Here is a 21,135-nt window from a genome sequence, read left to right as displayed (position 1 = left end):
GATGTTATCCATGATAATTTAGTCGATACATAATTCTTTTTACTTGGTTGTAATGTAGGCTGCGAGCAATCGTGCCGTATTCAGGACTGCATCCTTATGTGTACGCTCCATGGAATGAGATGCGTGAACCCCAGGACCGATCAGTGCTGCACGGATATTGTTTCCTCCGCGTAATGCTGCACTGCCATCTGAGCCATAGTGGGGATAAATGTCGACGACGTAATCCATTCCATCCTGTTTGGCCAGTTCAATGAGACGACTGGTCATATCGTAGTCATACGGGCCAGAAGAATCTTTGGCACATATGGAAACGTCGGTTTCTTTACAACTCAGGTCATCACCCATGGCTCCCATGTCTACAGCGATCATTTCACTGATTTCCGCAGGGATATAGGATGCGCCATGTCCAACTTCTTCATAGTTCGAGATAAGCAGAGAGACGTTATGTAATGGTTCCCAGCCTTCACGATGTGCAGACTCAAGGATGCCGAAGAGAGCAGCCACGCTGGCTTTGTCGTCCAGATGACGTGATTTGATATAACCACTCGGCGTGATGACTGCGCGAGCATCGAAGGAGATAAAGTCGCCGACAGAGATCCCGAGTTTCAACACATCTTCCTTGGAGGAGACGACCTCATCGATTCGAACTTCCATATGGCTCTCGGACCGTTCAAAGGTACGTGCATCCGGATAAACGTGGACAGATGGATGAAGGGAGAGAATGGTGCCTGTGTATGTTTTTCCATCCCGAGTATGGATGCTGCAATATTCGTTTTCAATACTTTGCATCGAAAATCCACCGACAGAGGTAAGCTTCAATGTGCCATAGGATGTAACCGAGCGTACCATGGCTCCTAGCGTATCCACGTGGGCGCTTAAAGCGATTGTCTTGGAAGAGTCCTGTCCGGGCAATGTAAGTACCGCACCGCCCTTGTTATTCAGCTCACAGGCGATGCCCAGTGCTGCTGCTTCCTTCCGGATCATCTCGATAATATGATGTGTGTAACCACTTGGGCTTGGTGTATCCAGCAATTTTTTCAGGAAAGACAGAACGTATGATTCATCAATTGTAAAACTCATTGTGTAATTTCCTCCTCGGATCGTGGGTATGGTGTGAAACAAAATACAGCCTGTCTGGGGGAGAGAATGTGATACTACCATTCCTGACTCGCCAGCAGGCTGTCTCTGATTGGTTACAGTGTTCCCGTAGGGTTTCCTTTGCACTGACTCTGGATCGAATCTTTCTCCAATAGGCTGTTGGATTCATTTGAGTCAAGCGAATCCATCGTTTTGAAAGAATCGAGCGAAGATTTGCTTGTCGCGGAACTTTCCAATTCAGATACACGCAATTTCAGTTGTTTATTTTCACGTTGCAGTCTGTACTGGCGATAAATGCCATATGACCCTACAATAATTCCACCGATCAGGGTACAGCCGAGAATGAGCAAGATCAGCGGGATTTGTACCGTGTTAAATAACAGGTTGACTTGTACGGAATCCACATTAATGACCGCAAAGATTCCCGTGAGCAGTGCAAAAACAAGACCTGCTATGAGTGCCCATTGCATTTTCATGGTGTTGCCTCCTTGTTGAACAAATGAGAACTAGATATGCATTACCCATATTCGGGTATGTTGCATCTTGCAATGATGATAAAATCCCCTGCCCAAACGGGCAAGGGATGCAGGTCACATGGAAAGACAACCTTATTTGGTTAGTTGCTCCATCTGTTCAATCAATTCCTTGAACACACTCATAGCTTCACGAATTGGCTGTGGTGTAGACATATCCACACCTGCTTTTTTCAGAATATTGATGGAGTAATCACTGCCACCGCTCTTCAGGAAGCCAAGATATCGGTCAACAGCCGGTTGGCCTTCTTCCAGGATTTGCTTGGAAAAGCTTGTTGCTGCGGAGAAGCCAGTAGCATATTTGTAAACGTAGAAGCTGTTATAGAAGTGGGGAATACGAGCCCATTCCATTTCAATTTCTTTGTCGACAGCCATGCCTTCTCCGTGATATTTAACGTTCAGATCATAATAGATCTCGGATAACAATTGTGGTGTTAATGCGTCACCTTGTTCCGCACGTTCATGAATGATTTTCTCGAATTCAGCAAACATGGTCTGACGGAATACCGTTGTACGGAATTGGTCGGCATAATAGGTTAACAGATACAATTTTTCCTTTGGATCTGTTGATTTGTTGAGCAGATAATCCATCAGCAACGCTTCGTTGGTTGTGGATGCAACCTCAGCCAGGAAGATGGTGTACTGGGCATCACGATACGGAAGTGTTGTATCCGAGTAATGTGAATGCAAAGCGTGACCCATTTCATGTGCGAGTGTGAACATACTGTTCAGGTTATCTTTGTGATTCAACAAGACATACGGGTGAGTGCCGTAAGCGCCCCAGGCATATGCGCCTGAACGTTTATTTTCATTCTCATATATATCGATCCAGCGGTTATCATATCCAGTCTGCAATGCGTCTGCATAGTCCTTGCCGAGTGGTTTCAGACCGTCTTTGACCGTTTGTTTCGCTTCCTCATAGGTAATATCCATTTTGTATTCGTCTACGAGTGGAGCGAACAGATCGTACATGTGCAATTGATCCACACCCAGCAACTTTTTGCGCAGGTCCATATAACGATGCAATAACGGAAGGCTCTCGTGAATGGTGTCTACCAGATTGGTGTACACATCCGTTGGGATGTTATCTCCATATAGGGACATTTCCATCACGGAAGGGTACTTCCGAACATTAGCATAGAACATATTTTTGGTTACATTTGCATTCAAGGCAGCGGCAATTGTGTTCTTCTGTTTGGCATAGGTTTCGTATACCGCTTTGAAGGCACGTTCGCGAACTTCACGATTAGGATTCTCCAGGAACTGAATGTAGCTGCCGTGTGTCAGCTCAACTTCGTTACCATGTTCATCCTTGATTCTTGGAAACTTGAGATCTGCGTTATTCAGCATGCTAAAGATTGTCTGTGGTGCTTGTGAAAGGTTGCCTACCTGTGCAAGCAAAGCCTCTTCAGCTTGGCTAAGAACGTGGGCTTTTTCGCGTTTCATCTCTTCCAATGTAAACGTGTAAGCAGAGAGTTTTTCGTTCGCAATAAATGCGTCCAACTGATCATCCGGCAGGGAAAGAATCTCCGGTGTGACAAAAGAAAGTGCTTCACCAACCCGTACGCCTAATTTCTGGGCTTTTTGGGACAGGTTTTGATATGTAGGATTCGCTGTGTCTTCATCTTGATGCATACGTGCGTACACAAAGAGGCGTTCTATTTTGAGGCTGATCTCATCTTCGAATTCGAAGCAAGATTTGAGTACATCAGGTTGATTCAATTTGCCTTGGAATTCGGAGGCCTTCTTGGTCAAAGACGATACTTCTTCATATTCCTGATCCCAGGCTTTCTGATCGGCAAATAAATCTTCCAGTTTCCAGCTATGCTCAGCTGGCACCTCGGAACGTTTCAATAATTGACTCATGGAAATCCTCCTTTGATGATCTGATGAATGTATGGACGAAGCTGCCTTCGTCTCGCTTGCCTGTGCGGAGAGAGACGAAGGAATCAGACTAAGTACCAGGATAACAGATAGCGATTTCTGGTATTTCAACGGCCTTCCTCCCTACGATACGAATAATCTCGTATAGTATGACCTTAGGCACGTTGAAATATTTGAGCATCTGGGTCCCCGTGATTAGGTTCCCATGTTATACAGAAAATAAACGATCAGGAAAAAGGCGAAACAAATGAGCAGGGTAGCAATAAGCGCCATTCCCCGTCTCAGTCGATCCGGGATGGAATTGCGTCCCAGAATTAGCACAATACCAAGAGAGAAGGCAAGGATAATAAAGATGACGACATTGCTTGAGTCAAGCTGCATGGGTTAGACCCCTTTGAAGGCAGCCATCAATTGACGCCATTCATCCTCACGGTTCTCAAAATCTGCTTTTGGGAAACGGCGTTCAGCCCAGTGCATTAAGGCAGGACGGCTTAGGAAAGTATGGCATTCTTCGCCCCACTCTTCCGAAATTTCTCGCAGTACGAGATATTTGCCTTGAACTTCTACGGTCATCATATTCCACTTGTCTGTTTTGTATATTTCATGTTTTTTTATCATAGGTAGTCTCCAAACTAACGGTTTTGGTAAAATGATACCGTACCCTACGATTCAAAGCAAATTTTTTCGAAATTTATGGAAAGATAAATTGCAAAATGGAAGCCCATACAGTATAATAAGGGTATTCGCCATAGATGGCGATATTTTTAGGAGGTTTTTCATTTGAAAGGTACAGTTAAATGGTTTAACGCAGAAAAAGGCTATGGCTTTATTTCAGTTGAAGGCGGCGAGGACGTATTCGTACATTTCTCCGCAATCCAAGGAGATGGCTTCAAAACATTGGAAGAAGGTCAAGCGGTAGAATTCGAAATCACTGATGGAAACCGTGGTCCTCAAGCAGCTAACGTAAACAAACTGTAAGAATTTTTCCGGTCAACGGACTTCTTATATATGATAAATTTATAGCTGAATATTAAGAACCTAAGCACAGTCCCCCAAGGGAGGCTGTGCTTTTTTTGATTCTAAAATTTTAAGTGTAAATAACGGTTGAATATGGTGTATGTTCCCTGTGTGTTCAGGAGACACGATTGGTCATGCTGGACCATAACTTCAATCCGAAACCGATCAGTGCAGCCAGGGAGAAAGCCATAGCGGTGAGATAGAAGGTTTGTCTGCCTGCATGTTCCAGCAGCAGTCCGCCCAACGTTCCACTAAGAAGTCCCGAAGCACTGGACCAGACAATGGTGAACAAAGCCATACCCGTAGCTCTGTACCCATCCGGAACTAGGCGAATAATATAGCGGACCGCCGTAACGTAGAAAATACCAAAGGTAACACTGTGCATCGTCTGAATTGCAACGACAGCTGCTGGTGTATCGGATATGGACATGAGAAGCAAACGAACCGTATACATCAGTGCAGCAAAAGCGATTAGCGGCAGTTCTTTATAACGGTTTCCATACTTGCTGAGCAGTAGAAATATGGGGATTTCACTTACGGAAGAGATCAGCAAAGACCAGCCGATCAGCCCCTCGCTGGCACCAAGCTCTTTTAGCGTGATGGTAAGAAAAGCTTCGTTCATGCGATGTCCCATGGCAAGCAAAAATACACAGCCAAAAAAGGTGAGCACATCTCTGCGTTTCAAAATAGCCCATAACCCCGATAGGTCCATTTTGCTACTACTCCCCGAAGGTTGATCCTTCAATTGAAAACTGATCAATAGTGTAGTGGCAGCAAGACCAACGCAGACCCAAATCGTCCATGCTGGACCAAAAGATCCAAGGAAATACCCGATACTTAATGCAAAGAAGGCATAACCAATCGATCCGAAGACTCGAATGGAAGTGAAATTTCGGCCGTACTTGCTGGCCGTTGTAATAGCCATCGTATCGGAGAGTGGATAGACCGGATAATAGAAAAAGTAAAACAGGGTTACGAGTACAAATACCTGACCAAAAGTTGTTGCGTTGGCAAGCATGATCCCTGTGATCAATTGGCCACCAAGCAGAATGATCATCACTTTGCGTACTGTTTGGTAGCGGTCGCTGGCCATGCTCCAGAACATATTGGAGAACACGGAGATAAGGGGGCCAATTCCGTAAAGATATCCAATCTCAGCCCGACTGAAGCCCAGATGACTGAAGTAAAGCTGAAAGTAGGATACCACCAGAACGGTGGAACCAAAGATGGTGAACATGAGAGCCCGCAACCAGTTCTGGTCCGGGCGGGCGTTGTGACTTAATTTCATGATGAGAGACTCCAATCCTGATAACAATTCAATGATTTTATTACCCTTTCAGGGATGTTGATTTACGGGCTTTCGGCACAGACATCGTAGGTTCCTGCTTCGTGCGCCGGATGACAAGCCAGACAATAACAAGTTCGGCGAGCAGGCCAAGGGATTGGGCTACAGCGCCAATCATACCGTTCCACGCAGGGAAAATACTAACCAGTATAAGCAGCACAATTACTGTGCAGATTGCATTCGCCGTTTGCGAACGAAACATCGTTTTTGTCTGGCCGCGAAGCAGAATGAGACCATTGCTGAAATCCAGAAAAGGGAAGATCAGCGGGAATAAGACAAACGCACGCAGTGTCCACAGACTTTGTTCCAACAGTTCACCCTGAACGCTCATGACATTTTCGAGTACCCAAGGTCCCAAGGGGGTATAGGCAATCGACACCATCATCGCAAACGGAATAAATCCGGTCACAAGTGCGAATTTCCGTACCAGTTTGGCGTCCACAAGGTAGAAATTCAGCACGATCTGATGGATGTATGTAAAGAAGCTTAGCATTAACTGCATCAGACTGCTTGCTATGGCAAAGGAAGAAATGGCTAGTGCGATCCCGGTCGTTTTGCCAAGTACGATGTTAATAACCGGTCCTATGAACAGTGCTACAAAGCTGGATAACAGCAGCGGCTTATAAAAGCGAAATACGTCTCCCTTGCTCTCGACGGGATGATCCTCAAGCTTGGCTGGCATCTTGCGTTTGATGCTGTTTCCCTCCAGAAAGCTGACGAGCGCCTCAATCATCATGCCAGCAGCAAAAATGATAGCGCCTACACGTCCACTGTCAATGCTGTCTGTGTATATGAAATAGAGGGATAGGCCGTACATGCCGGCTAAACGGAATACCATACCGATGGTTAACCACTTGGTGCGGTTATTCGTAATGATGATCCCCTGATAGATGTTGCGGATCACTGAAAAGATACTCACATACATGAGAATTTCATATACGTCGATGACCTTGTTCAGCAGATCCGGACTTACACCAAACAAGTATTTGAACACCCCGGTACCAACGGGAGAGTATACGATGAGAAACCCAATGAGAAGCACACAGGCAAGGAATATTTTGGTCACAAACGTGAGGGCCTGAAAGGATAGGCGATCGCGAACCAGTGCGGAACAGGTTTGCCGCAGCAGGGTGGAGGGGCGTTCCGTGAGGGTTAACAAGCTACCGGCGATGGCATAGCTGGCAATAACCGTCTCGGGATGAGCGGAACGTGCTAATGTGCTGTTTATGATGACGTGAGAAATGGTGACGAGAGAGGCGGAAATGCCAAGTGGCACAAAAAAAGAAAATAACCGTCTCCACGAAAGTGATTCACTTGACGACATGTCAACGACTCCTTTGATGGATGAAATATGCCTAGTATATCACAAAGCATTGAACGCCGATGCGATTTTTTATGCGGAATATGCGGCAGATCATTTGTACAATTAAGGGGATCATATTATAATAGGAATGGTTAAAAATCGCTCTAATACGTATTCAACCAAGTGGAGGCACATTTATTTTGAGCCAATCAAATCGAAAACGTCATCAATATCCGCGTGGACCGCTGGCATTGATGAGAGGGGTGTACAAATACACCATTCCGGAAACACGGGAGGCACTGAATGGATGGCGTGCTCAAGCTGAGGCGATTCCGAATGAGGAATTGCGTACACAGGCACTTGCCAGTCTGAAGGATAAACAGTTTCACTGTGAAGGCGGAACCGTCTACGCATTAGCTGATTTGCCCAACAGACACATTCTGATTCCGCTGATCGTTTCATATCAAACTATTAGTGATTATTTGGACAATCTGTGCGACCGCAGCACGTCGATGGACCCGGATGACTTTCGTCTTCTCCATCAATCCATGCTTGATGCGGTAGATCCCGAAGCAATTCCCGTCAATTATTATGCCCTCCGTGAGGAGCAGGATGACGGTGGATATCTGCGGAATCTGGTGACCACATGTCAGGAACTGACCCGTCAGTTACCGGGCTATACGTCCGCCAAGCCCCAAATTCAGGATCTGGCAGGCCTATACACGGACCTGCAGGTATATAAGCATATCAAGCCGGAACTGAGAGAAACGGCACTGCTCGAATGGTGGTCGGAGCATCGGCATCGCACACCTCAGTTTCGTTGGAACGAATTTGCTGCTGCAACTGGCTCTACACTGGGCGTTTTCATGCTGTTTCTGGCTGCGAGTGACGATCAGTTGACTGAAGAGCAAGCGGCCTCGATCCACACGGCCTATTTCCCACATGTATGCGCATTGCACATTATGCTCGATTATTTAATTGATCAGGATGAGGACCGCATCGGGGGAGATCTCAACTTCTGCAACTATTATGAGAATGTAGAGACAATGCTGGACCGAATTGCTTTTATTGTGGAGATGGCACGCAGCGATGTGCAGAAGATTCCGGGAAGCTCCTTTCACCGGATGATCATCGAAGGACTGATTGCCATTTACCTGTCTGATCCCAAAGTCAGCGAACAACAGGAAGTTCGCGTTGTATCCAAACGTCTGCTGAAAAATAGTCCGATCACAAGAATATTTTTCTTCATTTTCAGTCGCTGGATACGGAAAAATATGTAAGTCAGGTGTGATATTGCGGAGCCTGAAGTGAAACTAGAGGAGGAAGAAACATCATGACAGCAGTAAAGAAAATCGCAGTATTAACGAGCGGTGGTGATTCACAGGGGATGAACGCGGCTGTTCGTGCGGTTGTTCGCAGCGGACTGTTTCACGGTCTCGAAGTATTTGGAGTTCAACGTGGATACCAGGGTCTTTTGAATAATGACATTTTCCCAATGGATTTGCGGAGTGTAGGGGATATCATCCAACGTGGGGGAACGGTTCTTCAATCGGCACGTTGCAAGGAGTTCTATACCGCTGAAGGTCAGCAAAAAGGTGCGGACATTCTGCGTGCGCGTGGCATTGATGGTCTGGTTGTTATCGGTGGGGATGGTTCCTACAACGGAGCGAATAAACTGAGCAAGCTGGGCATTAACACCATGGGTCTGCCAGGAACGATTGATAACGATGTTTCTTTCACCGACTATACCATCGGATTTGATACAGCTGTAAGCATAGTAGTTGATGCAGTAAACAAATTACGTGATACGATGTCTTCACACGAACGTTCTTCCATCGTTGAAGTTATGGGTCGCCACTGTGGAGATATCGCTCTGCATGCCGGACTTGCTTCCGGTGCTGAAACGATTCTTGTCCCAGAAGTTCCATTTGACATGGACGAAGTAGCAGATCGGATGAAAGCTAACTTTGCACATGGCAAACGTCACAGTATTATCATCGTTGCAGAAGGCGTAGGCAAAGGTGAGGATGTAGCAAAAGAACTGATGGAACGTTGCCCAACGTATGAGCCACGTGTAACCGTTCTGGGTCACATTCAGCGTGGGGGTACGCCAACACCTTTCGACCGTAACCTGGCAAGTCGTCTTGGCGACTTCGCTGTTCGTAGTCTGATCGCAGGCGAGACAGACAAAGGTTGTGGCATTATTAAGGGTGAACTTACCCTGACAGATATTGATAAAGTGGTTAACACAAAAAAAGATTTCGATATGGAAACGTACCAGCTCGCACAACGTTTGTCCCAATAATTCGATTCAAAAACAAAGAGCACAATCCCGCATTAACGTGGATTGTGCTCTTTTTGTTGTTTCACAGAGTGAGTATATTAATACTACGCCTTGCGGAGTACGGCTTGTTTTTGTACCAGGAAGAGTCTCCAGAGAAGCGCTGTTGCTCCTACAGCAAGGCCGGCAATGAGGCCGATCCAGTATCCGAAGGCACCGAGTGAAGTATACGTAGCAGTTAGATAACCTACAGGCAAGCCAATGATCCAATACGCTACGAACGTGATGATTAGTGCCGGATTAACGTCTTTGTAGCCACGCAATGCTCCTTGGGTCGGTGTAGCAATCGCATCAGAGATCTGAAAGAAAATGGCGTAGATGAGGAAATGCTGCGTAAGTGCAATGACCTCTCGATCGTTTGAATACACGCCTGCAATCTGTTCGCCGAACACAATCAACACGATCGCTGTCAGCAGTGAGAGGCCGATGGCTCCACCAATTCCAAGCAGACTGTATTGTTTGGCATCTCTCAGACGTCCCGCACCTGCCTCATAGCCCACAAGGATCGTAAGAGCCATACATATGCTCACAGGCAACATGTAGAGCGTAGAAGCGAAATTCAGCGCCGCCTGGTGGGCAGCAATTGTTGTGGTATCGAAACGGCTCATCATTAAAGTCACAGCAGCGAAGATGGACGTTTCGAAAAAAGTCGCAAATCCGATGGGCACTCCAATCTTAAGTAACTCTTTCCATTTGGACAATGATACACGGGTCCATTGACGGAAAATGCCATACTGAGCGAAAGGTTCGACCCGATGGACAAAACAGAGACTAATAAGAAAGATCAGCCAGTATGTACATGCTGTAGCAACACCAGCACCAACACCACCCAATTGTGGAAAGCCCCAGCGGCCGAATATCAGCAGATAATTTAGAAAGATGTTAACGGGCAGGGAAACCAACGTAATGAACATCGTAGTCCTTGTCTGGCCCAGCGCATCCATGAAGCTGCGCAGCACCGTATATCCGAAGAGCGGGATAATGCCAAAAGCAAGTGCGCACAAAAAATAGAAGGCAACTTGGGCAACTCGGGGTTCAAGAGGCATTCCGTTCAGTATAGGGCCAAGTAACAACGCCCCGGCTCCGATCACTACGAGACTGACAGCAATCCCGAGATACAACGCCTGGATGACGTTATACCCGATCTGATCATTACGTTTGGAACCCAGCAGATGGGAAACAACAGGCGTTATGCCAATTAGAATCCCGCTTAGTCCAGTTTGAACTGGCATCCATAGACTTGTACCAATTGCAACTCCTGCAAGGTCGGCCGGAGAAAACTTGCCTGACATATTGGTGTCGAAGAACGACATGGCAGAGAGGGCGATTTGAGTGGTGAAGATGGGCAAAAATATAATCAGGAATTGCTTCACTTTTTGGGAAAAACTTGTTGTGTTCATGTTCAATGGCAGTGCCTCGCTATTCTAAAGAGATGTCATCCAAGTGTCATATATGGACAGCTACTTATTGTAGAGGATTTTGTTCAATTTGAATAGGGACAGAAGCAGAGTAGGGGTGTACAGAGAAAAATGAACACCAAAAAACCCCGCTCCGCTTCAAGCAGAACGAGGTTGGATGAAATGAAAAGTATGAAAGAGTGCGGATTACTTATATTGTACACCTGATGTATAACGGTTGGACGCATTCCAGAGCAGATATTCATGCACATCCATGTCCTTCATCGCTCTAATCTGGTCTTCCACTTGTTTCTTGCCATACTTGATATAATGCCCACTGCCCAGCCAGCTTGCTGTGAAGTCCTGAATCCACGGACGAATGACGGGTTTGAGTTCTTTGGTAGGGTCTAGTTTCTTGTGTGTATCTTCCATTGAGCCCTTGATGGTTGTGTAAGGATCTTTGTCAGGGTCCTTGACCCCATACCAGCCAGTTGAATAGTGACTAGGGTATACCATCGGTGAGATCACGTCCACGTTTTCGGATATTTTAACAAAATCCTGTCCAATGCCTTCAGCCGCAGGTACAGAAGCGGCATAACCGAAAATATCAACTGAGACACGGACCCCTAGCGGGGCCAACTCCTTGCGTGCATATTGCACGAATTCAGCCACAACATCCACTCGTGACTTGTCGGATTTGGTATATTTCAGTACATCGGCTCGAGTTTCGAAACCTTCCGGGAAACGAACATAGTCAAATTGAATCTCTTTAAATCCAAGCTTGGCAGCTTCCTTGGCAATCTCAATGTTATAGTCCCATACTTCCTTGCTGTACGGATTCACAAAGCTGTCGCCTTTGCCATTAGCCCAGACAGATCCATCCTTGTTACGGAAGGAGAGCTCCGGATTTTTCTTGGCAAGAATCGTATCTTTGAATACAACGACACGTGCAATCGGGTAGACCTCATGTTTTTGCAATCGTTTCATCAAGGCATCGATATCCCGAATAAAAGGTTGGGATTTACCCATTTTCTGAAGCGCTTTGTTTTCTGTGGGGTAAGTTATGTATCCGAGATCGTCTTTGATATCAATGACCATGGCATTCAGTTCTGTGCTGTCTGTCAGTTCCAGCAATTCTTTCATACGTGCGCCGCCTGCGCTGTAGGCCGTTACATAAATACCTTTGACCACAGGTGCATCAGGTTGAGGATCAATTTTGGCAGGTGGGTTATCGGCATCGATAACAACCTGATCTTTTTGAGATTGAATAATTGCGGTGTTAAAACTGTTGGTTAACGATTGGAATTGAGGGTTTCCCTGGTCTGCCACTGCGGGGGCACCACCAAAGCTTCCAAAGGCCATAGCCAGTAAAGCCCAAAACATGTTCATTCATTTCCACTCCCTTATGTGTGCATTCCATGTATGAATTATACATTAAAGCCTCTGGGCTTTTAACCATATTAATCAAGTAATGAAACACATGGAAAAAATGAAAACCGCTTCCTGCTGAGGAAATCCCCTGCAAGAAGCGGCGTGATCAATCTGAAAAAAATTATTGAATGTAAATCTCATTTTGATGCTCACAAATACTGTACTGAATGATTTCCATTGCGTCTCCCTGTTCCAGGATGCCCAGCCCATCCCGGAGGACAATCAGTGAGTCGAGTTCATTCGGTTTCAAGAAAGGGAGCATTTCCGGGCACCATCTGTTGACAATCTCAAACAGTTTTACCGTTTCCATATCCACAATAATCACCCTTTCCTACTCGAATTCCAAAATGGTAAGTCATTCGGCGCGATTCGGGAAAGCATATGGCCTGTGAAATTGAAGGGTTGAACCTGCTATACAACATATTTAGGAGCCGTACACCGTTATTATACCACAATGTTGTGAATTGTTAACCGTACAGGTGTCTCAACTTCTGCGAAATGAACCCATAACACCAACCGTTTCCACAATGTTAACAAAAGCGTTTGGATCTGTATCCTTGATAATACGTTTAATTTCAACCAACTCGTAGCGGGTAGTTACGGTCATGAGCATGTCCTTTTCAATATCCGTGTATGCTCCCTGAGTCTTAATTTTGGTAACTCCACGAGGCCGAACAAGTAATTTTTTTAACATGGCTTCGGTTTCGTTTGTAATGATGTACAGTGTTACTTTGACGTGACTGATATGGATCAGATCAAGCACTTTGCCTGTGATGTAGATGGATACCATGGAGGCCAAGGCTGTATTCCAATTGTCACTCAGGTATCCTGCAAGCATAATGATCGTACCGTTCATACCGGCCATCACTGTACCTATCGGAAAGTCTCGTTTACGCGTGAAAATGGACCCAACAATGTCGAGTCCTCCTGTGGAGCCGCCGACTCGGAAGGAAACACCAGTGCCCATTCCAATAAGCACACCGCCAAATACAGAGCTAAGTAAAGGGTCTGTAGCCACAGCAAAAACAGGCAGAAGCGCAATGAACCAGGAGGTGGCTGCTACCGAAAGAATACTTAATGTAATGAAGCGTCGTCCAAGAATAAACCAACCTGCAATGAGCAGGGGAATGTTAAGAACAAAATACATTATACTAAGATTCAACGTTGTAAAATAACCCAGAAGCATTGAAATACCGGACACCCCGCCGCTTAAAAGCTGATGGGGGACCAAAAACCAGTTAAAGCCGCAGGCAATAGCTGCAGCACCCAAAATGATCACTAAAGAGTGCCAAATTATTTTGGGCAATTTAATCACCTCATTTATATTTAAAACCAGATTGCTGGTAATCTTGAATTGTTTTGTGATATAATAATTTGTGGATATTCTTGAGTAGGAAACTTTTCCTAAATGGAGCAATAAAATTTTGAAATGTTTCAAACACATGTATGTAGTTTTAGTCTTATGTTGGGGACCCATTCATGGAATTATATTCGTTATGAAAATAATTCGTCCCGTTGGGATACCCTATAAATATTAACGCTACTTAAGAATACAGACAACAAAGTGGATTGTCCACCATGTCCACCATATAAAAGGAGCATGAATAATTTTGACAAATTTAAACTTTACAGATTTCAATCTTGAACCACTGGTGCTGCAAGCCATCACTGAGCTCGGGTTTGAAGAAGCAACACCGATCCAATCCAAAGCGATTCCTTTGGCACTCGAAGGCAGAGATTTGATTGGTCAAGCTCAAACAGGTACGGGTAAAACAGCTGCATTCGGTATTCCGTTGATCAGCAAAATCACAAAAAGTGATGAGAAAATCCGCGCCCTTATTATGGCACCTACACGTGAACTTGCCATTCAAGTTGCTGAAGAGATCGAAAAACTCACTCGCTTCAAAGGTCTTCGCTCCCTGCCAATCTACGGCGGACAAGATATCGTGCGTCAAATCCGTGCACTGAAAAGAAAACCACAGATCATCATTGGTACACCTGGACGTCTCCTTGACCACATCAACCGCAAAACAATCAAACTAGATGATGTACAAACTGTTGTACTGGATGAAGCAGATGAAATGCTCGACATGGGTTTCATGGAGGATATCCAATCCATCCTGAAACAAGTTCCAGACGAGCGTCAAACCATGCTGTTCTCAGCAACAATGCCTCCTAACATTCAAAAATTGGCACAACAATTCTTGAACAATCCTGAACACATTTCTGTGATTCCGAAACATGTTAGTGCACCATTGATTGACCAATCCTATATCGAAGTACCTGAGCGTCAAAAATTCGAAGCATTAAGCCGTTTGTTGGATATGGAATCTCCTGAACTGGCGATCGTATTCGGACGTACAAAACGTCGTGTTGACGAATTGGCTGAAGCTTTGCAAAAACGTGGATATTCTGCAGACGGTCTTCATGGTGACTTGTCCCAGAATCAACGTGATGCGGTAATGCGTAAGTTCCGTGACGGCAGCATTGACGTACTCGTTGCAACAGACGTGGCTGCACGTGGTCTCGACGTATCTGGTGTAACTCACGTTGTTAACTTTGACCTTCCGCAAGATCCGGAGAGTTATGTTCACCGTATCGGTCGTACAGGTCGTGCGGGTAAAGAGGGTGCTGCTTGGTCCTTCGTTACACCGCGTGAGATTGATCACTTGCACTTCATCGAGCGTGTAACACGTCACCGTATTCCACGTAAACCACTGCCAACAATGGCAGAAGCGGTTGAAGGTAAACAACGTTTGACAGCAGAGCGCTTGCTGGAAATCGTACAATCAGGTGAACTGAACGAATACAAAGGTATTGCGATTCAAATGCTTGAGCAATATGATTCTGTTCAACTGTTGTCGGCTGCACTGAAGCTCCTGACAGGTGACAAGAAAGATGCTCAAGTTGATCTGACTCCTGAAGATCCAATCCGTGCAAAACGTCGTAAACCGGATGTTCGCTCTGGCGGACGTAAACCATCAGGTTACAGCGGTAACCGCACAAGTGGTAGCGGCGGTAGTGGTGGTGGTTACAACCGCGATCGCAACAGCAGTGGTGGCGGACGTGGCGGTTACAACCGTGATCGTAACAGCGGCAGCAGCACTGGCGGTGGAAGCAGAGAAGGTGGTTACAACCGTGACCGCAAACCGCGTCCAAGCAGTAACGAAGGACGTCGTCCAGCGAAAGATTCTTCTTTCGAGTAATATAAACGTATAATCTGAAAAATGGAGCGGGCAACTGCTCCATTTTTTTATTTTCAAAATTACTGCATCATTTATTTCACTGCCAGAAGCGGCTAGAAGCGCTAGTTAAGGACAATGACGATCTCTTTTCGGGAAGTACTGGCTTTTCCTATCTATAATAAGGTATATTAATATTAGACTTCAGGTAATAAGCAAGGCTGCAGAGGAGGAGAAATGTTTGGAATTTAAAGGAGCTATGGGTGGGATCTACCGGCTTACAGAGTGGATTACGAGACTGGCCGCAACCAATCTGTTGTGGGCTATTTGTTCGTCTCCGTTCTTGTTTTTCTTGATTATGAAACTGCTCGTGATGCAGCAGAACCTCGCAAACGAATCATTGCAAATGAACTGGGCTATAGCTATTGTGGCACCGCTTACACTGTTCCCGGCGACTTCGGCGCTGTTTACGGTTGTTCGTAAATGGAATATGGGCGATACGGATGTACCGATCTTCCGTACTTTCTTTGTAGGTTACAAGGAAAACTACAAGCAAAGTTTAATTGGGGGCATTTTTTACACACTGCTGTTCGCGATTATGTATCTGGATTATACAGTGTACATGACGCAGTTCCGCAATATGCAGCTCGTGGGAATCATCATGTTAGTACTGCTTCTCTTGTTATTTGTATCACTCTTTAACTTTTTCTCGATGGTTGTACACTATCATATGTCCATCGGACTCATTATCAAAAACGCGGTATTGCTTACGCTGATCAGACCATTCCGTGTATTTTCCACATTGCTGGGAAGCGGATTGTTGTTCTACATCGGTTTCCGTTATCCGGTCTTGTTCGTTTTCTTCATTATCAGCATCATTGCTTGGTTCGCTTTCTTTAACTTCTACGCAACCTTCAACAAGATGCAGGAGCAGATGGAGAAGATGCAGCTGAAGAAGGAAGAAGAGGAAGCTGCCGCGCTGGCTGAACAATCAGCAGAGAATGGTGAAACATCTGAGCCATCAGACGACAAAAACATTACATTGCAAAAATAAAACATGATGGATCGCCATTTACTTTTTACACAGTTAGGGATATAATAATTGTACATCCTGCGATGTACGTTTCGGTTATTCGTTGTTTTGAACCAATGATGATGTCTTCGGGAGATCAACACAGAATGTTGCTGAAAAGCCCTGTCTATACGACATGGGGACTTCAAAAAGCATTTTTGCGGTCACCCACCTGCCAAGCAGGTTCATAAGACAATGTAGCCGGACGGCATAGGCGGGTTCCTAAATCTTATGTACAGCACCCTGACTTTTCCTCTTCAGAAGGAATTTCAGGGTGTTTTTAAGTTGTAATGAATGTTTTTGATTGGTTTTACGATAAATATGATGCTTGCCCTTTTGTTACTACTTGAACAATGTTACACTAAGATACATAAATGGAACGGTTACATTCAAAGGAGGAAGGGTCTTGACCTTAAAGAGAACGCTCGTCGGTATCATCCGCAGCATGGAGGGGACCAGCGATCGAGCCAAGGATCCCAAATTAAAAACACGGTATTATAACTTATCCAAAGACAGAGCCTGGGAAGAGGTCTCTTCGACACTCAAAAAGATTCCGGGTTATAAAGTGCTGCATGAAGTGCCTTCTGTTGGAGAAGTTATTCTGGAGAAGCGGACTACCTTTGGACGGACGATGGATATTACAGTTTCCATTATCTCGGTAAGTCCTGTTCGTAGTGCGGTGGATATGTATTCAGCTTCACGTGGTTCACTTGGAGACTTGGGTTCCAATTATCGCACGATTATGAATTTATTCTCTGTACTCGATAAAAAGCTAAGCAAGTATAAAGCAAATGATTGAAATAGATGATAAATAACAAAAAGCGAGTGAAGGTTAACCTTCCTCGCTTTTGTTCTGAACGTATGATAACTTCTACAGCAAAGCTTTTACAGCAGCAATTGCTTGTTCGAAGTTAGGGGAGTCTGTCATTTCAGGCAAATACTCCACATATGTAATCCGGTCTTCGGCATCCAAAACAAAAATGGAGCGCATGTCGAGTTGGAATTCTTTGATCAGAACGCCGTAGTCTTCACCGAAAGAACGTGTTTTGTAGTCTGACAATGTAACTACGCGGTCAACACCAGCTGCTCCACACCAACGGGCCTGAGCGAACGGAAGGTCAACGCTGACTGTCAAGACAACAACATTGTCTCCGAGTTCTCCAGCTTCCACGTTGAAACGACGAGTTTGCGCATCGCATACGCCAGTATCCAGGGAAGGAACAACGCTGATTAATTTGATTTTGCCTGCGAAGTCTTTCAGGGAAGCATCCTCAACCAGGTTCTTGCTCAGTGTAAAATCAGGTGCTTGATCGCCCACTTTCAGTTCGGGTCCGATCAATGTAATAGGGTTGCCTTTAAATGTGGCTGCGCCTGTACGTTCTTGTGTCATAATAATGTTCCTCCTTATAAATTGGTGATCCGTGCCAAAATCCATTATAATCTTTTATGAAAGGCATTGTCCAATTCGGGCATGTACCATTACGATGGATCAGAGATGTAAGTCCGATCTGAACAGGGTGGAGTGAAAGAAGAAATTTATGATATTTATTCGCTATGAGAACTGGAAAGGTTATTTGAAGTATTTCCCTTTGACGTCGCTTTTTTTAATTGCCAATGTAGTCATGTTTATTGTATTAACGGTGAACGGTGGATCAACGAACAATATGGTGCTGCTGAAATTTGGGGCACTCACGAATCATGAACTGTTCGCACATGAATGGTGGCGTTACATTACATCCATGTTCCTGCATGCGGGCTTCAGTCATTTATTGTTTAACAGCTTTGCGTTAATCGTATTTGCACCACCGATGGAGCGGTTGCTCGGGTCGGTAAGGTATGGTGTATTGTACCTGGGTGGCGGTGTATTGGGTAATATTCTTGCTGTTGCGTGGTACAACTCCGTTGGGAGTATTACCATCTCGGTAGGGGCTTCAGGAGCGATCTATGCTGTCTATGGTGCATTCCTGTATGTAGCACTGTTCCAGCGAACGATGATGGATGAGGCTTCGCGCAAAACGATGTACACGTTGCTTTTGTTCGGAATCATATTCTCCTTCGCCATGTCGGGCATCAATTGGATGGCTCACCTCGGAGGATTGTTGGGTGGATTCTTTATTTACGGACTGTTGATCAGGTTGTGGAAACCCCGTAGCTTAAAGCGGTAGTCAGAACGTTCTCAAGATGGAATGCAATCAAGGATAAGTAGGGTATAACAGATTGGAGCGATCAGGCGAGTGGAATTAAGACAGTTGCATTACTTTTTGAAAGTGGCACAGAAGGAACATGTAACACAGGCTGCTGAAGAGTTGCATGTGGCACAGTCGGCGGTGAGTCGTCAGATTCATCAGCTGGAAGAAGAACTGGGCGTGGATCTTTTTATGCAAAAGGGACGAAATCTGCAGTTGACTGCAGTAGGGCAGCTTTTTTGCAAACGAATTGAAGGTATCTTGAAAGATTTGGACAAGGCAGTCGGGGAAGTTCATGAGTTTCTGGACCCGGAGCATGGGGAGATTCGAATTGGATTTCCGCATAGCCTGGGGATTCATCTCATTCCTTCCGTGGTGGCTGCTTTCCGTCAGCGCTACCCCAACGTGAAATTCAGATTTAAGCAGGGGATGTTCCCTACACTGATTCGTGATGTGTTATCGGGTGAGGTAGACTTGGCATTTATTTCTCCTTTTCCAGAGAAGCATGATCAAGTAGATGGTGATATTGTACTTACGGAAGAATTACATGCCATCCTTCCCCCCAATCACCCGTTAGCTGGTGAAGAGACAATTGCGCTTGAACAGCTCAAGGATGATAAATTTGTATTGTTTAGCAAAGGTTATTCTCTTCGTCCTATTGTGTGGCATGCCTGTCTGGAAGCTGGTTTTACACCCAAGATTGCTTTTGAAGGGGAAGAGACCGACACTATCCGCGGATTGGTTGCTGCGGGCATGGGGGTCAGTCTGCTGCCTGAGATGGCGTTATTCCAGACGAACCCGTTGCAACCGGCACATGTGGCCATCTCTCATCCCAAAGTAACACGGACCATTGGGTTAATTCACCGTGCGGATGACAAGCTGCCGCTGGTTGCCCAGTCCTTTCGTTCATTTTTGCTTCATTATTTTGGTTTACAACAAAACAATACCCCATCCGATTAACGGTGGGGTATTGTTTTTTGTTTTTTCTTGTATTAGGTATCTGATTAATCGCGGCTGTTGAAGATTCCGATGTAACGAATCAACTCAAGCAGTGAGATCAACGCTGCAGCAACATAAGTCAAGGCTGCGGCATTCAGAACTTTTGCAACACCTTTTTCTTCTTCATTACGAATGTACCCTTCGGATACCATAATCTCTCTAGCGCGATTACTTGCATTGAACTCAACCGGTAAAGTGATGAGTTGGAATGCTACAGTTACGGAGAAGAAGATGATACCGATACCTACAAGGTTCATGGCATTGAAGATGAATCCTGCAATCAACAGGAATGGAGCTAATCCGGATGCAAAGTTCACAATTGGGAAGATCCGGTGACGCAGTGCCAGCATCGGATAACTTTCTTTATGCTGAATGGCGTGGCCAACTTCGTGACACGCTACCGAAACAGCTGAGATTGAGTTTTCATAATATACTGGTTCTGATAAACGTACAACCCGATTGATCGGATCATAGTGATCAGAGAGCGTGCCGCGTACAGGTTCAATTGGAACATCGTGCAGGCCGTTAGCATCAAGCATCTGGCGAGCGGCATCGTAACCAGTCATTCCGTTCTGGTTCGGTACCTCCGACCAACGTCTAAACGTACCTTTAACGCGAAATTGCGCCCATAAAGAGAGCAAAAAGGCGATAATGATCAATACGAACATACCGTTATTAAAACTCATATTCATTCCTCCGCTTTCTAAAAATAAGCTACATCATGGTGTTCTCAAGCAAGATTTTTAGTGCCTCCATTGTACCGGCACTTTTGGTGAGGAGTCCTGCCATCATTTTACGTGCTTGTACAGGTTTCATCTCTCCAAGTAGCGGTTTGAGTTCGTTAACCTCTCGCTCAAGTTGTTGTACATGAAGCTCCAACGTTGTCAGTTTGCTGGCAACTTGTTCTTCTGTACTAACCAGACGCCACTTCTCAAGAGATTGCTTAATCTCGTCGAGACTATACTTCTCTTGTTTCATCTGTACAATACGTTCAAGCCTCGTTAAAGTTTCATTACTATAGAGACGATAATTTTTTTGTGTACGTTCTTCGGGAGCGATTAGTCCAAGCTTTGTGTAATAATCAATCGTCCGTTCACTAACACCAGCGGTCTTGGCAAGTTCGCCAATCCGAAAAAGTTTCATATCCCCAATGATATTCACCTCGCTTGCAAGTTCAAATGTAGGGAATTGTAGTTTCCACTTGTGAATTTCTAGACTACGCCCAATTTTTCTTACTAATAAGTATGATACATGATCTTTAACCGTACAGTCAAACGTTATGCTTTGGCAATCAGCATACTGCATTTCTATATCTATGTACTCATAGAATGTGATTATGTACTTAAG

General features: G+C 45.2%; 22 protein-coding genes and 1 other RNA gene. 9 read left to right on the top strand and 14 right to left on the bottom strand.

Annotation, left to right across the window (positions count from 1 at the left end; all coding sequences use genetic code 11):
• Window positions 1-39 precede the first annotated feature (39 nt).
• The 5 genes from MHI14_RS20865 to MHI14_RS20845 all read right to left on the bottom strand — a co-directional run bounded on the left by MHI14_RS20865 (window position 40) and on the right by MHI14_RS20845 (window position 4,133).
• Complete coding sequence (locus MHI14_RS20865; protein WP_341131135.1) at window positions 40-1,080, bottom strand: M42 family metallopeptidase; 1,041 nt, start codon at window positions 1,078-1,080, stop codon at window positions 40-42.
• 113 nt (window positions 1,081-1,193) lie between these two features.
• The gene (locus MHI14_RS20860) at window positions 1,194-1,574 is read right to left on the bottom strand and encodes a LapA family protein (protein WP_341131134.1); all 381 of its coding nucleotides are present in this window, start codon (window positions 1,572-1,574) and stop codon (window positions 1,194-1,196) included.
• A 132-nt stretch (window positions 1,575-1,706) separates the two neighbouring features.
• Window positions 1,707-3,497, bottom strand: a complete 1,791-nt coding sequence (gene pepF / locus MHI14_RS20855) for an oligoendopeptidase F (RefSeq protein WP_036609671.1) — start codon at window positions 3,495-3,497, stop codon at window positions 1,707-1,709.
• A gap of 213 nt (window positions 3,498-3,710) precedes the next feature.
• Window positions 3,711-3,896, bottom strand: a complete 186-nt coding sequence (locus MHI14_RS20850) for a hypothetical protein (protein WP_047842378.1) — start codon at window positions 3,894-3,896, stop codon at window positions 3,711-3,713.
• Window positions 3,897-3,899: 3 nt separating this feature from the next.
• Entirely contained in the window at window positions 3,900-4,133 is a 234-nt protein-coding gene (locus MHI14_RS20845) for a hypothetical protein (protein WP_017689395.1), read from the bottom strand.
• Window positions 4,134-4,295: 162 nt separating this feature from the next.
• Between MHI14_RS20845 and MHI14_RS20840 the strand changes: the two genes are divergently transcribed.
• Window positions 4,296-4,493 carry a cold shock domain-containing protein gene (locus MHI14_RS20840; RefSeq protein WP_017689394.1) on the top strand — a complete coding sequence of 66 codons (198 nt, stop codon included), beginning with the start codon at window positions 4,296-4,298 and terminating at the stop codon, window positions 4,491-4,493.
• Window positions 4,494-4,647: 154 nt separating this feature from the next.
• On the opposite strand, the gene MHI14_RS20835 is transcribed toward MHI14_RS20840, so the two are convergent.
• Both MHI14_RS20835 and MHI14_RS20830 read right to left on the bottom strand, forming a co-directional pair.
• Entirely contained in the window at window positions 4,648-5,820 is a 1,173-nt protein-coding gene (locus MHI14_RS20835) for an MFS transporter (protein ID WP_249911163.1), read from the bottom strand.
• 40 nt (window positions 5,821-5,860) lie between these two features.
• Window positions 5,861-7,201 carry a hypothetical protein gene (locus MHI14_RS20830; protein ID WP_017689392.1) on the bottom strand — a complete coding sequence of 447 codons (1,341 nt, stop codon included), beginning with the start codon at window positions 7,199-7,201 and terminating at the stop codon, window positions 5,861-5,863.
• A gap of 179 nt (window positions 7,202-7,380) precedes the next feature.
• On the opposite strand from MHI14_RS20830, the gene MHI14_RS20825 reads away from it, so the two are divergent.
• Window positions 7,381-8,460: a tetraprenyl-beta-curcumene synthase family protein gene (locus tag MHI14_RS20825; protein ID WP_176872705.1), complete on the top strand. Its 1,080-nt coding sequence runs from the start codon at window positions 7,381-7,383 to the stop codon at window positions 8,458-8,460.
• A gap of 53 nt (window positions 8,461-8,513) precedes the next feature.
• Complete coding sequence (gene pfkA / locus MHI14_RS20820; RefSeq protein WP_091032214.1) at window positions 8,514-9,485, top strand: 6-phosphofructokinase; 972 nt, start codon at window positions 8,514-8,516, stop codon at window positions 9,483-9,485.
• An 83-nt stretch (window positions 9,486-9,568) separates the two neighbouring features.
• On the opposite strand, the gene MHI14_RS20815 is transcribed toward pfkA, so the two are convergent.
• The 4 genes from MHI14_RS20815 to MHI14_RS20800 all read right to left on the bottom strand — a co-directional run bounded on the left by MHI14_RS20815 (window position 9,569) and on the right by MHI14_RS20800 (window position 13,655).
• The gene (locus tag MHI14_RS20815; protein ID WP_091035014.1) at window positions 9,569-10,921 is read right to left on the bottom strand and encodes an MATE family efflux transporter; all 1,353 of its coding nucleotides are present in this window, start codon (window positions 10,919-10,921) and stop codon (window positions 9,569-9,571) included.
• 204 nt (window positions 10,922-11,125) lie between these two features.
• Window positions 11,126-12,307: a putative glycoside hydrolase gene (locus tag MHI14_RS20810; RefSeq protein ID WP_133384236.1), complete on the bottom strand. Its 1,182-nt coding sequence runs from the start codon at window positions 12,305-12,307 to the stop codon at window positions 11,126-11,128.
• 163 nt (window positions 12,308-12,470) lie between these two features.
• Window positions 12,471-12,659, bottom strand: a complete 189-nt coding sequence (locus MHI14_RS20805) for a hypothetical protein (protein WP_029880762.1) — start codon at window positions 12,657-12,659, stop codon at window positions 12,471-12,473.
• A 174-nt stretch (window positions 12,660-12,833) separates the two neighbouring features.
• A complete protein-coding gene (locus MHI14_RS20800; protein WP_036609659.1) occupies window positions 12,834-13,655 on the bottom strand; it encodes a YitT family protein in 822 nt (273 codons plus the stop codon).
• 304 nt (window positions 13,656-13,959) lie between these two features.
• On the opposite strand from MHI14_RS20800, the gene MHI14_RS20795 reads away from it, so the two are divergent.
• The 4 genes from MHI14_RS20795 (at window position 13,960) to MHI14_RS20780 (ending at window position 17,402) form a co-directional block, all read left to right on the top strand.
• Window positions 13,960-15,555, top strand: coding sequence for a DEAD/DEAH box helicase (locus MHI14_RS20795; RefSeq protein WP_091017518.1), 1,596 nt, complete (start codon window positions 13,960-13,962; stop codon window positions 15,553-15,555).
• A gap of 217 nt (window positions 15,556-15,772) precedes the next feature.
• On the top strand, window positions 15,773-16,585 hold the full coding sequence (locus tag MHI14_RS20790; protein ID WP_017689383.1) for a YesL family protein: 813 nt from the start codon (window positions 15,773-15,775) through the stop codon (window positions 16,583-16,585).
• A gap of 51 nt (window positions 16,586-16,636) precedes the next feature.
• A non-coding RNA gene (ssrS, locus tag MHI14_RS20785) (6S RNA) lies at window positions 16,637-16,828 on the top strand.
• A 181-nt stretch (window positions 16,829-17,009) separates the two neighbouring features.
• Window positions 17,010-17,402, top strand: a complete 393-nt coding sequence (locus tag MHI14_RS20780) for a DUF1499 domain-containing protein (protein ID WP_017689382.1) — start codon at window positions 17,010-17,012, stop codon at window positions 17,400-17,402.
• A gap of 72 nt (window positions 17,403-17,474) precedes the next feature.
• On the opposite strand, the gene tpx is transcribed toward MHI14_RS20780, so the two are convergent.
• Window positions 17,475-17,993, bottom strand: coding sequence for a thiol peroxidase (gene tpx, locus MHI14_RS20775; RefSeq protein ID WP_036609653.1), 519 nt, complete (start codon window positions 17,991-17,993; stop codon window positions 17,475-17,477).
• Between the two features lie 148 nt (window positions 17,994-18,141).
• Between tpx and MHI14_RS20770 the strand changes: the two genes are divergently transcribed.
• Both MHI14_RS20770 and MHI14_RS20765 read left to right on the top strand, forming a co-directional pair.
• Window positions 18,142-18,768: a rhomboid family intramembrane serine protease gene (locus MHI14_RS20770; protein WP_036609651.1), complete on the top strand. Its 627-nt coding sequence runs from the start codon at window positions 18,142-18,144 to the stop codon at window positions 18,766-18,768.
• Between the two features lie 69 nt (window positions 18,769-18,837).
• Window positions 18,838-19,749 (top strand): LysR family transcriptional regulator, encoded by a 912-nt coding sequence (locus MHI14_RS20765; protein WP_062833647.1) that lies wholly within the window; start codon window positions 18,838-18,840, stop codon window positions 19,747-19,749.
• 44 nt (window positions 19,750-19,793) lie between these two features.
• Here MHI14_RS20765 and MHI14_RS20760 read toward each other — a convergent pair whose 3' ends face one another.
• Both MHI14_RS20760 and MHI14_RS20755 read right to left on the bottom strand, forming a co-directional pair.
• A complete protein-coding gene (locus tag MHI14_RS20760) occupies window positions 19,794-20,474 on the bottom strand; it encodes a zinc metallopeptidase (protein ID WP_036609646.1) in 681 nt (226 codons plus the stop codon).
• Between the two features lie 28 nt (window positions 20,475-20,502).
• Complete coding sequence (locus MHI14_RS20755; RefSeq protein WP_017689377.1) at window positions 20,503-20,931, bottom strand: MerR family transcriptional regulator; 429 nt, start codon at window positions 20,929-20,931, stop codon at window positions 20,503-20,505.
• Between the last annotated feature and the right edge of the window lie 204 nt (window positions 20,932-21,135).

Source organism: Paenibacillus sp. FSL K6-2393, from assembly GCF_038002545.1.
Classification (GTDB): domain Bacteria; phylum Bacillota; class Bacilli; order Paenibacillales; family Paenibacillaceae; genus Paenibacillus.
The sequence above is the reverse complement of the archived record's forward strand: the minus strand, read 5'-3'. Positions and strand labels throughout refer to the sequence as shown.